The 12,250-nt window shown below is 64.7% G+C and carries 11 protein-coding genes; 3 read left to right on the top strand and 8 right to left on the bottom strand.

Annotated features, from left to right (window positions below; translation table 11 throughout):
• Positions 1–12: 12 nt before the first annotated feature.
• From IC232_RS10930 to IC232_RS10915, 4 genes are all read right to left on the bottom strand, one after another.
• Entirely contained in the window at positions 13–651 is a 639-nt protein-coding gene (locus IC232_RS10930; protein ID WP_190844947.1) for a L,D-transpeptidase, read from the bottom strand.
• Positions 652–797: 146 nt separating this feature from the next.
• Complete coding sequence (gene glyS, locus IC232_RS10925; protein ID WP_190844946.1) at positions 798–2,981, bottom strand: glycine--tRNA ligase subunit beta; 2,184 nt, start codon at positions 2,979–2,981, stop codon at positions 798–800.
• Between the two features lie 46 nt (positions 2,982–3,027).
• A complete protein-coding gene (locus IC232_RS10920) occupies positions 3,028–3,969 on the bottom strand; it encodes a glycine--tRNA ligase subunit alpha (RefSeq protein ID WP_190844945.1) in 942 nt (313 codons plus the stop codon).
• Positions 3,970–4,278: 309 nt separating this feature from the next.
• The gene (locus IC232_RS10915) at positions 4,279–5,148 is read right to left on the bottom strand and encodes a S49 family peptidase (protein ID WP_409564914.1); all 870 of its coding nucleotides are present in this window, start codon (positions 5,146–5,148) and stop codon (positions 4,279–4,281) included.
• 175 nt (positions 5,149–5,323) lie between these two features.
• On the opposite strand from IC232_RS10915, the gene IC232_RS10910 reads away from it, so the two are divergent.
• Positions 5,324–5,680 carry a hypothetical protein gene (locus IC232_RS10910; protein ID WP_190844944.1) on the top strand — a complete coding sequence of 119 codons (357 nt, stop codon included), beginning with the start codon at positions 5,324–5,326 and terminating at the stop codon, positions 5,678–5,680.
• A gap of 28 nt (positions 5,681–5,708) precedes the next feature.
• Here the strand turns inward: IC232_RS10910 and IC232_RS10905 are convergent, their stop codons facing one another.
• Both IC232_RS10905 and IC232_RS10900 read right to left on the bottom strand, forming a co-directional pair.
• Positions 5,709–6,449, bottom strand: a complete 741-nt coding sequence (locus IC232_RS10905) for a tRNA1(Val) (adenine(37)-N6)-methyltransferase (protein ID WP_190844943.1) — start codon at positions 6,447–6,449, stop codon at positions 5,709–5,711.
• Positions 6,442–6,666, bottom strand: a complete 225-nt coding sequence (locus IC232_RS10900) for a DUF2007 domain-containing protein (protein ID WP_190844942.1) — start codon at positions 6,664–6,666, stop codon at positions 6,442–6,444. Before IC232_RS10900 ends, IC232_RS10905 begins: the two co-directional genes overlap by 8 nt.
• 109 nt (positions 6,667–6,775) lie before the next feature.
• Between IC232_RS10900 and IC232_RS10895 the strand changes: the two genes are divergently transcribed.
• Together IC232_RS10895 and IC232_RS10890 are read left to right on the top strand one after the other, a co-directional pair.
• On the top strand, positions 6,776–7,795 hold the full coding sequence (locus IC232_RS10895) for a polyprenyl synthetase family protein (protein ID WP_190845062.1): 1,020 nt from the start codon (positions 6,776–6,778) through the stop codon (positions 7,793–7,795).
• A 357-nt stretch (positions 7,796–8,152) separates the two neighbouring features.
• Positions 8,153–8,959, top strand: coding sequence for a MetQ/NlpA family ABC transporter substrate-binding protein (locus IC232_RS10890; protein ID WP_190844941.1), 807 nt, complete (start codon positions 8,153–8,155; stop codon positions 8,957–8,959).
• A 116-nt stretch (positions 8,960–9,075) separates the two neighbouring features.
• On the opposite strand, the gene IC232_RS10885 is transcribed toward IC232_RS10890, so the two are convergent.
• Positions 9,076–9,948, bottom strand: coding sequence for a 4-(cytidine 5'-diphospho)-2-C-methyl-D-erythritol kinase (locus tag IC232_RS10885; protein WP_190844940.1), 873 nt, complete (start codon positions 9,946–9,948; stop codon positions 9,076–9,078).
• A 252-nt stretch (positions 9,949–10,200) separates the two neighbouring features.
• Positions 10,201–11,985 (bottom strand): tetratricopeptide repeat protein, encoded by a 1,785-nt coding sequence (locus IC232_RS10880; protein ID WP_190844939.1) that lies wholly within the window; start codon positions 11,983–11,985, stop codon positions 10,201–10,203.
• Positions 11,986–12,250: the final 265 nt, after the last annotated feature.

Genomic DNA, 12,250 nt, shown 5'->3' with positions numbered 1-12,250 from the left:
AGAGGAAACGGGTCAAACCCGGTACCGCCCGTTGCGCTTCACGAAGACCGTGGTGCCCACGGGGACGCGCTCGTAGAGGTCGGCCACGTCCTCGTTGAGCATGCGCACGCAGCCCGAGGAGACCTGCTCGCCGATGCTCCAGGGCTCGTTGGTGCCGTGGATGCGGAAGAGCGTGTCGGCGCCGTTCTGGTGCAGGTAGAGGGCGCGGGCGCCGAGCGGGTTGTCGAGGCCAGCCTCCATGTGGCGGGGCAGATCCGGCTTGATGCCGACCATGGTCTTGGTGGGCGACCAGGCAGGCCACACGCCCTTGCGGCCGACCGAGGCCACGCCGCGCCAGGAGAAGCCCTGCTTGCCGACGCCGACGCCGTAGCGGATCGCCTTGCCCTCGGGCTGGACGAGATAGAGCATGCGCTCGTCGATATCGACCACGATGGAGCCCGGCTTTTCGGGGCCCTTATACTCCACCGTCTGGCGGGCGTACTTGGCATCCATCTTGCGGCGGTCGACCAGCGGGATGTTGTGCGGTTGATCCGGGATCGAGCCCACATACCAGTTGTCGTCGTCCACCGTGGCAACGGGCTGCTGGGCGGTCTGGCAGGCAGCCAGGGGCACGCTCAGGAGAGCGGCGATCAGGAGGCGTCGAATCATCATCGGTCTTCTGAAATTGAATCGGTTGCCGCCTACCTAGAGCTTGGGGGGCCGATTGGCTGTGCCCCCCAGGCCACACCTTAACCCGAATTAACCTGTGAGGGCTGCCCCATGCGCGTGGCGCAAACCTCACGGTTTGCGGGTCCTGACTACCCCTCGATCCGGGAGAAGTCGGCTACCGTGCGGGTCGCCTCGCGGATGCTGTTGAGGAGCCGCAGCCGGTTGGCCCGAAGTGCCGGATCCTCTGCATTCACCGTCACCTTGTCGAAGAAGGCGTCCACGGGCTGGCGCAGGCGGGACAGGGCGCGCATCGCCCCCTCGAAATCCTCCGCCTCGACGGCAGCGGCCGCCTCGCGCTTAGCGCCGTCGAGAACCACGGCCAGCGCCTTCTCCTCGATCTGCCCTTGGTCGCCCACGATCTGAAGATCGGGCGCCTCGTCATAGGCCCGCCCGTCCTTCTTCTCCTCGATGCGCAGGATGTTGGCCGCGCGGCGATACCCGGCGAGCAGGTTCTTGCCGTCCTCGGTGTCGAGGAAGCGGCCGAGGGCTTCGACGCGTCGGACGATCATGAGCAGGTCTGATGAACCGCTGAGAGAAAGTACAGCATCAATTAGATCGTGCCGCGCCCCTTGATCACGCAGGGCAACTTTCAACCTATCTGCGAAGAATTCCAGCAGGTCCTGAGTTTTGAAATACGAGAGATCAGGCTTTTCGGCCGGATCATCAATCTCAGAGAGCTTCGCCTGGGCAGCTTCTAGAGATTTTGGGTCAACAACGAAGATAGCTTCGAGCTTTTGCAGAGCGTCGTAGATAACACTGCGCAATTGCAGGTTCTTCTTATTCTCAAGCAAAAGCCTGATCACACCCAACGCCGCACGGCGCAGCGCGTAAGGATCCTTTGATCCCGTGGGCTTTTCATCGATGGCCCAGAAGCCGACCAGCGTGTCGATCTTGTCAGCGAGCGCCACGGCAACCGACACCGGATCGGTCGGCACGCGGTCGGAGGGGCCGAGGGGCTTGTAGTGTTCCTCAATGGCGGCTGCGACAGACGCATGCTCGCCCTGCAGCGTCGCGTAGTAGCGGCCCATGAGGCCCTGCAACTCGGGGAATTCACCGACCATCTCGGTGACGAGATCGGCCTTGGCGAGGCGCGCGGCGCGCTCCGCGAGTTCAGGATCGGCGCCGACGATGGGAGCGAGTTCCTTGGCAAGCGCCGCGATGCGCTCCAGGCGCTCGTATTGCGTGCCGAGCTTCTCGTGGAACACGATGGATTTCAGCTTCTCCAGCCGGTCTTCCAGCTTCACCTGCTGGTCGGTCTTCCAGAAGAAGTTGGCATCGGAGAGACGCGCGCGCACCACGCGCTCGTTGCCGCCGACAATCGTCTTGCCGCCATCGCTGGCGATGAGGTTCGAGGTGAGCAGGAACTTGTTGGCGAGCTTGCCGGTGTTCGGATCGCGCAACACGAAGCATTTCTGGTTCGCCCGGATCGTGGTGCGGATCACCTCCGGGGGGATGTCGAGAAACGCCTCATCGAAGGAGCCCATGAGCACCACGGGCCATTCCACGAGACCGGCGACCTCTTCGAGCAGGCCTTCGTCCTCAACGAGTTCGAGGCCCTGAGCAAAGGCGAGGTCCTTGGCGTCGTGCAGGATCATGTCCTTGCGCCGGTCGGTGTCGATCACGACCTTGGCGCGCTCCAGGGCCGGCGCGTAATCATCAAAACGCTTCACGCGGATCTCATCCGGAGCGAGGAAGCGGTGGCCCTTCGTGACGTCGCCCGAGCCGATGCCGTCCACATCGAAGCGCACCACCTCCGGGTCCTCGGTCTCGGGGCCGAAGGTGCAGACGATGGAATGGAGCGGACGCACCCAGCGGAGCGAGCCGGGCTCACGGGAGGCCGCGCCCCAGCGCATGGATTTCGGCCAGGGGAAATTCTTGACGATGCCGGGCAGGATCTCGGCCAGCACGTCCGGCGTCGAGCGGCCGGGCTTCTCGATGACGGCGACGTAGAACTCGCCCTTCTTCGGATCGCTCTCGATCTTGGCCTGCTCGATTGACGAAAGCCCCGCGCCTTTCAGGAAGCCCTGGATCGCAGCCTCAGGCGAGCCGACGCGCGGACCTTTGCGCTCCTCGCGCACGTCCTGTCCCTTCACGGGCAGTCCCGCCACATGCAGCGCCAGTCGCCGAGGCGTCGCGAAGGCCTTGGCGCCCTCATAAAGAAAGCCGCGCTCCACGAGCGCATCGGTGACGAGCTTCTTCAGATCCTCCGCCGCACGGCGCTGCATGCGGGCCGGGATTTCTTCGGAAAAGAGTTCGAGGAGGAGATCGGGCATGGGAGAACTTCTTATCGGAGAAGGAAGGGAACGGGACGGTGCAGCGTCAGGCCGCCACGCCTCCGCCCTCGGTCTTCAGCCATGCGGCGCCGCAGGCTTTCGCCAGTTCGCGGACGCGCAGGATGTAGCTCTGGCGCTCGGTGACGGAGATCACGCCGCGGGCGTCGAGCAGGTTGAACATGTGGCTGGCCTTGATGCACTGGTCATAGGCCGGCAGCGCCATCAGGTGGCGCTGGTCGTTGCCATCGGGCTTCGGCTCGCCGGCCTCAAGATACTTGCGGCAAGCAGCTTCAGCATCGCGGAAATGCCGAAACAGCATTTCCGTATCGGCATGCTCGAAGTTGTGGCGGGAATATTCCTGCTCGGCTTGCAGGAACACGTCGCCGTAGGTGACCTTCTCGACGCCATCGAGGCCGTTGAAGTTGAGGTCGTAGATCGACTCGACACCCTGGAGATACATGGCGAGGCGCTCGAGCCCGTAGGTCAGTTCGCCCGCCACCGGCGAGCACTCGAAGCCCGCCACCTGCTGGAAATAGGTGAACTGCGACACTTCCATGCCGTCGCACCAGCATTCCCACCCGAGCCCCCAAGCGCCGAGCGTGGGGCTCTCCCAATCGTCCTCGACGAAGCGGATATCGTGGAGGGCGGTGTCGATGCCGATGGCCTTGAGCGAGCCGAGATAGAGCTCCTGCAGGTTCGGCGGGTTCGGCTTCAGGATCACCTGGAACTGGTAGTAGTGCTGGAGCCGGTTCGGGTTCTCGCCATAGCGCCCATCCTTCGGGCGGCGGGAGGGCTGCACGTAAGCGGCGCGCCAGGATTTAGGACCCAGAGCCCTTAAGGTCGTGGCCGGGTGGAACGTGCCAGCGCCCACCTCCATGTCGTAGGGCTGGAGGATCACGCAGCCCTGTTCGGCCCAGTAGCGCTGGAGCGTGAGGATCAGGCCCTGGAAAGAGCGCGCAGGGTTCATATGCGCGGGTTCGCTCGTCATATCGGCGTCCGGTTTCATCCAAAAATTTCAGGCGAACCCTTGGGATGACGGGGGCTTCAAGTCAAGCGCTGGGGGTGCACCCGGTGTCATTCCCAGAAGGACGCGCAGCGGAGGGGAAGGGGGTCCATAGGCGCTCAGCGTGTGAGTGGATCTCCTTCCCTCGCCTGCGGCTCGCCGGGGATGACAACCTCCTCGTCATGGCCTTCCCCAGACTTGATCCGGGGATCAGTCCCGGCCATCCCGATGCTGTGAAGCCCCGTGCTTCAATCAATCGAGATCACCGGCACAAGGCCGGTGATGACGGCGCTCTTATAGGCCCAACCGCGCCCAGGCAGCCCTCTCCTCCAGGGTGCCGACGATCTCGCCCGGATCGATGAGGCTGATGTCGCCGATTGCGGGGCGACCGAGCAGGCGCCCCAGCAGCGGCCGGCGGGCGGGCTCGATCATGCGGAACCGCACCTTGTCGCCGAAGCGCCGGCGCATGACGGAGCGGATGTCGCCAAGCCCGTCGACGAGGCCGAGATCCACCGCCTCGGCCCCGACCCAGAAGGCGCCGGAGAAGAGATCGTCATAGGAATCGTTGAGCTTCGCGCCCCGGCGGGAGCGCACGAGATCGACGAAGACGTCATGGATCTTCACCTGAAGCCCCTTGAGACGGATCACGTCGTCCGGGTTCTCGGGCCGGAACGGGTCGAGCATGGCCTTGCTCTTGCCGGCGGTGTGCACCCGCCGCTCGATGCCCAGGCGCTCGATCAGCTCATGGAAGCCGAAGCTCGCGGATACTACCCCGATGGAGCCCACGATGGAGGCCGGATCGGCATAGATCTCGTCTGCCGCGCAGGCGATCATGTAGCCGCCCGACGCCGCCGCGTCCTCCACGAAGGCGATGACGGGAAGCTTCTTCTCCTCCGAGAGGCTGCGGATGCGCCGGAAGATCAGGTGGGACTGCGCCGCCGAGCCTCCAGGCGAGTTGATCACGACGGCCACGGCCTTCGCGCCCGGCACGGAGAAAGCCCGCTCCAGCAGGGGCGCAACGCTCGACATGGCGAGCCCTGAACGCAGGGGCATGACGGCGCCGATAGGCCCGGACAGGCGCACCACGGGCACGACGGGGTGGGCGTGGGTGCGGTACTTGGCCGGAAGGAGGAATTGCAGGCGTGCGGGGAGCATGGAGGAGATGGATGTTTGAGCCATGACCTCTATGTAGGGTGCACGGCCCGGCTTCCCAAGATGAACATCCCGTTAGGGAATTCGTTGGCCTCCGTTCAGCTAGGACCCTTTAAAAGATCAAGTATGAAGCACAGCCCTGCCATGACCCCAACCAACCGGCGCCTGGGGCTGTCGAGGAGAGAAAATGCGTAAGTTGTTGTTCGGCCTTCTTGGCTTTGCGACCCTTGGGCTCGGTGCCCTCTCGGCTCAACCGGTCGAGGCCCAGCCTTATTATCGGGACTACGGATATGGCTATCGTCCGGTGGTCGAGCGCCGTTATGTGCGGCCTCGCCCCCGTCCGGTCTTCAGCGTCCAGGTCGGCACCCCTTACCGTGCCTATCGCCCCTACCGGGCCTATCGTCCTGCGCCGGTCTATTATCGCCCTGTCCGCACGGTTCGCCGCTGCTGGGTCGAGCGCCGGAGGGTCTGGACCAATTACGGTTGGGTCCGTCGTCCGGTGGAGGTCTGCCGCACGGCGCGCAGAGGCGGCTACCGCTACTGACATTAAGGGCGCCGAAAGGCGCCCTTTTTCATAGAAGAGTGGCCTCGCCCCGGTGCAGCGCCTCGGCTTCAGGGGTGAAGCGCCCGTCAGGGCCGTTCAGGATTACGGGCGGCAGGATGCTCAGCGGCGCCCGGCTGCCCTTGATGCCGGAGAGCAGGACGCGGATCGCGGGCCTGTCGGCGGCGGGATGCACGAAGCGAAGCTCCACCCCTCCGAGCCATTTCCCCAGGATGTCCAGGCACTCGGCTGTCCGGTCGGCCCGGTGGATCAGCACCAGCCGCCCCTTGGGCCTGAGGAGACCCGTGCAGGCCTTGAGCCAGGCCTCCAGGCCGCCCACCGGTAGGGCATGGGCTGCCGCCCGGCCCTGGTCCGGCGAGATCCGGGCCTGCCCTTCTTCCAGAAAGGGTGGGTTGGTCAGGACGAGGTCTGCGCTTTCCGGCATGAGGCCGGCAGCCTGACGCGAGCCCCTGCTCAGCACATCGGCAACGATGACCTCGCCCTGAACACCATTGTCCCGGCAGTTCCGGCGGCAGAGGTCCGCGAGTTCAGGATCCTGCTCCACGAAAACAAAGCGCCCGTTCGGCTCCCGGGCTGCCGCCGCCAGCCCTACCGCTCCGGTGGCGGCGCCCACGTCTGTCACCACGTCGCCGGGTTTCACGGGAGCCGCGGCAGCGAGCAGAACCGCGTCGGTGCCGGCACGATGCCCCTTGCCGGGCTGGGCCAGGTGCACGCGCCCGCCGAGCAGTAAATCCTGCGTGATTTCAATCATGCCGCAGTTCGGCTCCAAGACCGGCATCGACGATGAGGCGGCGCGCCTGCGCCGCGTGATCCCCAGGCACCAGGATCCGGCGCGGGAAAGCGCCGATCATGCCCTCCAGGGCGCTCATGTGGTTGTCCGCCACCAGAACCGGGATGTTGGCGTTTTCCAACAAGGATTGTAGGAAGCCGACCAGAACGAGATCGCTGCTTCGGACGATTTCGACCATCGGCCTGAGACCCTTTCCTCTGCGGTAAGCGTTTGCATTGCAGCATGGAAAGTGCCATGCCAGTTCATATTCCTACCGGCCATTCCGGCCGGCAACCCGGGTCGTGACAGTGGGCGTCGTCGTTCCGTTCGAAGACAAGCATCCCGAGAAGAATGCGAGCATCGAGAAGCTCGTGTCCCTTGTGGCCTCCGATATGGAGCGGGTCAATGCGATGATCCTGTCGCGCACGGGCTCCCAGGTCACCATGATCCCGGAGGTGGCGAACCACCTCATCTCTTCCGGCGGCAAGCGCCTTCGGCCCATGCTGACGCTGGCGACCGCCGGCCTCTCGGGCTATCAGGGCGACGGTCATGTGAAGCTCGCGGCCTCCGTCGAGTTCATGCACACCGCCACCCTCCTCCACGACGACGTGGTGGACGAGAGCGACATGCGCCGGGGCAAGATCGCCGCCCGAATCAAGTGGGGCAACGAGGCGAGCGTTCTGGTGGGCGACTTCCTCCTCGGCCAGGCTTTCCGCATGATGGTGGAGGTGGGTTCGCTCCGGGCGCTGGATATCCTCTCCGCCGCCGCGACCGTGATCGCCGAGGGCGAGGTGATGCAGCTCGCCGCCGCCAAGAACACGGAAACGACTGAGGACGAGTATCTCGCCGTGATCCGCGGCAAGACCGCGGAGCTGTTTGCCGCCGCCTGCGAGGTCGGACCCGTCATTACCGGACGCCCCAAGGCCGAGCAGGCCGCCTGCCGCTCCTATGGGATGAATCTCGGCATCGCGTTCCAGCTGGTGGACGATGCCCTCGATTACGGCGGCAAGGCTGCCAACCTGGGCAAAAACGTCGGCGACGATTTCCGCGAGGGCAAGATCACCCTTCCGGTGGTTCTCTCCTTCCGCCGCGGCACGGACCAGGAGCGCGCCTTCTGGAAGCGGGTGCTCGAGCAGGGCGAGATCGAGGATGCCGACCTCGAACAGGCCATCGCCATCATGCGCCGTCACCGGGCTCTCGAGGACACGGTCGAGCGCGCCCGCCACTACGGCGCCATGGCCCGCGATGCGCTGGCGCTCTTCCCGTCGGGACCCATGAAGCAGGCGCTGCTCGACGCGGTCGATTTCTGCATTGCCCGTGCTCACTGAGCATAGCAGGCTTGTTCTTTTTACAGAACGAAACGGTTGACGAAAAAATCAGACGCATTAAAACCAATTTTGTCTTGAGACGGCTCCAGCTGCCTCAAGGCCGCGGTGATTTGAGACGAGCAGCTTGCGCCGCGTGATCAAACGCTAAAGCGCCACGGGCGAATCCCGCCTCGTGGTTCACGAGGATTGATGGCTATGACGCGCCTCTTACCCCTGACCACATTCAAGTCTCCATGTCAGCCTCGTCTGATTGAGCAGTGTTGCCGCTTCACGGCCTGAAATCCTAAGCCCCAGTTCGAACAATCAGTCCGACTTCCTGGTGAAGTCACGACGACCCTTGTCTGAAAGAGATCTGTCATGTCCGTTTTTAACCGTCGCACCCTTCTGGCCGCTACCATCGCGCTCGGCGCTTCCTTGACGGTCGCTCTGCCCGTGGCAGCCCAGCAGAAGAGCATCAAGGTCGGTGTCATGTCCGGCGCCGAGGAAGAGGTGGCGCAGGTTGTGAAGAAGGTTGCGGCTACGAAGGGCCTTACCGTCGAGCTCATCCCCTTCTCCGACTATGCCCTCGTCAACGAGGCGCTGGAGCGCAAGGACCTCGACGCCAACGCCTTCCAGCACAAGCCCTATCTCGACGCGCAGATCGCCGCCCGCGGCTACAAGATCGCCCCCGTCGGCTTCACCTTCGTGCAGCCGATCGGCCTCTACTCCAGCAAGGTGAAGTCCGTCGCCGACCTGCCCAAGGGTGCCAAGATCGGCATTCCGAACGATCCGAGCAACGGCGGCCGCGCGCTCAACCTGCTCGCCGCCCAGGGCGTGATCACGATCAAGGAGGGCAAGGGCCTGTCGCCGAGCCTCCTCGACATCGCCGAAAACCCGAAGGGCGTAAAATTCTCCGAACTCGACGCGGCGCAGCTGCCCCGCGCCCTGCCCGATCTCGATGCGGCCGTGATCAACACCGACCACGCACTGAATGCCGGCCTCGACATCCGCCGGGACACCATTGCGACTGAGAAGCGCGAAGGCAACCCTTACGCCAACTTCGTCGCGGCCCGTCAGGGTGACACGCGTCCGGAGATCAAGACTTTCGTGGAAGCCTACCAGTCGCCGGAAGTCGCGAAGTTCCTGGAAGAGCGCTTCAAGGGAGCCATCATCCCGGCGTGGTAAAGAGTACTTACAACCTCTGAGCGTCATGGCCGGGCTTGTCCCGGCCATCCACGTTTTTGAGCGGTATTAAGACGTCATCCCCGAAACAAGTCCGGGGATGACGTGGAAGGGTTACTTCACCGAAGGCTCGTCGCCTTCACCCACCAGTCCGGCCGCACGCGGAGGATATGCCGTCCCGCCTTGGCGGCCGCTTCGCAATCGTCATAAAGCCCGAACACCGTCGCGCCCGAGCCGGACATGCGGGCCAAGCGGCAGCCGTCCGTCTCGCGCATGAGGCCGAGCGCTTCGCCGATCACGGGTTGAACCTTGCGCGCCGGCAACTCGAGATCGTTGCGGGTTTGCTTGAGCAGGGCGAGCAGCGTGTCCAATGAGGATGCCTCAGGAGCGAAATGCTCAGTTCCGGACAGCTTCTGCCCAGGCTGCAGGCCCAGCGCCTTGAACACGGCCGGCGTCTCCACCGGCACGCGCGCATTGACCAGAACAGCAAAGAGACGCGGCAGATTCAGCCCGGGCCCTACGTCCTCTCCTGCCCCTCGCATCATCCGGGCGCTTGGCTCGAGACATACGGGCACATCGGCTCCGGTGAGCCGAGCCGCCTCCCGCACGGCCGGATGCGAGAGCGGCAAGCCGTTGAGACGCGCTAGAAGCCGCAAGGCCGCGGCGGCATCGGACGACCCGCCGCCGATTCCGGCCGCGACCGGCAGGCGCTTCGTCAAGTGGAAGGTGCCGACCTTCAGGCCCTGTACGCGCTCCGCGAGAAGGCGGGCCGCCTTCATGACGAGGTTGTCGGCATCGCTCCCGGCGAGCGGGGCTGTCGGGCCGCTGACCTCAAGGGCGAGGCTCGGCCCCGGCGTTAGCCGCAGGTCGTCACCCGTGCCGGCGAAGACCACGAGGCTTTCCAGGGCGTGGTAGCCGTCGGCCCGGCGCCCGAGCACGTGGAGCGTCAGGTTGATCTTGGCGGGCGCGCGGGTGGCGAGCGACTGAGGCATGACGCTTCCATGCCCGAGAGCGGCGCGGATGGGAAGAGCACCTCAATGGCCGCTCCACCACTCAAACCTCATCCTGAGGAGCCTGCGGAGCAGGCGTCTCGAAGGAGGTTCCAGAGAACACTGGAGGCGCCCTCGTCCTTCGAGACGGCCAGAAGGCCTCCTCAGGATGAGGGCTCCGGGGAGGTGGTTCAAAAACGAAAATGGCCGGGACAAGCCCGGCCATGACGTTGAAATCAGGAATGTACGGGAGCCTTACCCGCCGTTCTGCTTCGGCGCCTCCGCCTGAGGCGCTGGCGTATTTTCCGCTGCGGCTGGCTTCGGCTCCTCTTCCATGCCGTTATCGATCTTCTTGAGGATCTTCACGAGTTCCTCGTGCTCCGGATCCGAGTTCTTGGCGTGGTCCCACTGGAACTTCGCCTCGAGCTTGCGGCCGACCTTCCAATAGGCATCGCCCAGGTGGTCGTTGATGGTGGCGTCGCCCGGCTTCAGCTCGACCGCCTTCTCCAGCTCGCGCACGGCGTCCTCGTAGCGGCCCATGCGGTAGTAGGCCCAGCCGAGCGAGTCGATGATCATGCCGTCGCGGGGCGCAAGCTCCACGGCCTTCGTGAGCATCTTGAAGGCCTCGTCGATATTCATGTTCTGGTCGACCCAGGAATAGGCAAGGTAGTTCATCACCTGGGCCCGGGCGGCATTCAGGTTCTCGGGAACGAGCTCCAGAGCCTTCTTCAGATCGGCCTCGCCCTTGTCCCACTGCTTCGAGCGCTCGTAGGACGAGCCGCGGTAGAAGAACAGGATCCAGTGGCCGCGCTCGGGCTGGCCGACGAGGTTGATGGCCTTGGTGTACGTCTCGGCGGCTTCCGCGAACTTCTTGCGCGAGCGCTGCACGTTGCCGAGCGCCATGACCACGTCCACGTCCTCGGGATGCTCTTTCATGAGCTTGTCGAGATGCGTGATGGCATCCTCGCCGCGGCCCATCAACTCGTAATTGTGCCCAATGGAGATGTCGGCGCTCGTGCGGATCGGCGAGTCCTTGGGGATGCGTGCGAAGATCGCGTTGGCGTTGTCGTACTGCTTCAGGCGCTCGTAGACGTCGCCGAGGGTGACGAGAGCCAAGGGGTGATCGGGCTTCAGATCGAGGCCGAGGCGCAGATAGATGATGGCGGTCAGTTCGTCGCCCTGGGAGTTGCCCACGACGCCGAGGCCGTAGAGCAGCTCCGCCGCGCCGTCCTGTGCGTTGTTCACGAGCGGCATGAGGGGCTTACCCTCCTCAAGCGCCTTCATGGCGCTGCGCACGATGGGATGGCGCGGGGCCGCCTCGTCGAAAGCCCGGTAGACCTTCAGGGCTTCGTCCTTGCGGCCGCGCTTGGCCAGGAACCGGCCATAGGCGTCGACCACCTGCAGGGTGTTGCGCTCGCCCTCATAAGCCGCCTTGAAGCGCTTCTCCGCCTCGGCCGGATTGCCTGTCACGTCGGCGATGAGGGCGGCGTGGTACTCGCGGAACTGGTCGAAGGCGCGCTCGTTCTTGAGCTTGTCGACGGTGGCCAGCGCCTGCTTGCCGTCCTTGGAGCCGGCGAAGGTCCAGGCGGAGAGAAGCGTTGCCGTAAGATCCGCCTGGCGGCCGCGGATGCTCTTGGAGAGCCGGGCGCGGGCATCAGCATATTTCTGGGTCTTGATGGCGCGGACGCTAAGCGCAAACTGCGCGAGGTTGTTCGACCCGTCCTGCCCCGAGAGGCGCTCCGCCGCCCGGATCGCGTCCGGCATGGAGCCGTTGGCCAGGAAGGCCACGAAGGCGCGCTCCAGGAGTTCCTGGTTGCGGGGATCCTCCTGGATGGCCTGCCGGAAGAAGACCGTCGCAGCCTCCGTGTCCCGCGCCGAACCCGCCACGTAAGCCGAGAGGAAATTGCCCTCAAGGCTCTGCGCCGGCTCCAGGATCTCCTCGGTGGCGTTCGCCACGGCGGCAGGAGCCGCCAGCAGACCAGCGGCCAAGATCAGGGCAGGCAAGCCCCTGCGGGACTTCAGACTTTTCAAGGTGGGCACGAAGCGCGGCTCCAATCATCGCGACATCTCATCAGAGGGAGATGTGCGCCAAATCAGGCCGGAGAATGGCGTCTCCCTCAGAGCGCCGCAAGGGGACAATTGACGCTGGGGCGTAAAAGGCTCGTGAGAGTGGACGTTTGGCTACAAGCCAGGGATGTCATCCCGGACGGCGCAGCCGATCCGGGATCGCAGGACGAGTGAGGCGCTGGTTCACCTCTCCCTCAGGGAGAGGGAGGCCCGAGCCACATTCTGACCGCGATCCCGG

The sequence above is a fragment of the Microvirga sp. genome, assembly GCF_014699075.1.
Lineage (GTDB): Bacteria > Pseudomonadota > Alphaproteobacteria > Rhizobiales > Beijerinckiaceae > Microvirga.
The sequence above is the reverse complement of the archived record's forward strand: the minus strand, read 5'-3'. Positions and strand labels throughout refer to the sequence as shown.

Coding starts and splice junctions, on each gene's coding strand:
- IC232_RS10890 (WP_190844941.1), top strand. CDS start 8,153: ATGTCCGTTTTTAACCGTCGCACCCTTCTGGCCGCTACCATCGCGCTC.
- glyS (WP_190844946.1), bottom strand. CDS start 2,981: ATGCCCGATCTCCTCCTCGAACTCTTTTCCGAAGAAATCCCGGCCCGC.
- IC232_RS10910 (WP_190844944.1), top strand. CDS start 5,324: ATGCGTAAGTTGTTGTTCGGCCTTCTTGGCTTTGCGACCCTTGGGCTC.
- IC232_RS10920 (WP_190844945.1), bottom strand. CDS start 3,969: ATGACGAGCGAACCCGCGCATATGAACCCTGCGCGCTCTTTCCAGGGC.
- IC232_RS10900 (WP_190844942.1), bottom strand. CDS start 6,666: ATGGTCGAAATCGTCCGAAGCAGCGATCTCGTTCTGGTCGGCTTCCTA.
- IC232_RS10930 (WP_190844947.1), bottom strand. CDS start 651: ATGATGATTCGACGCCTCCTGATCGCCGCTCTCCTGAGCGTGCCCCTG.
- IC232_RS10905 (WP_190844943.1), bottom strand. CDS start 6,449: ATGATTGAAATCACGCAGGATTTACTGCTCGGCGGGCGCGTGCACCTG.
- IC232_RS10885 (WP_190844940.1), bottom strand. CDS start 9,948: ATGCCTCAGTCGCTCGCCACCCGCGCGCCCGCCAAGATCAACCTGACG.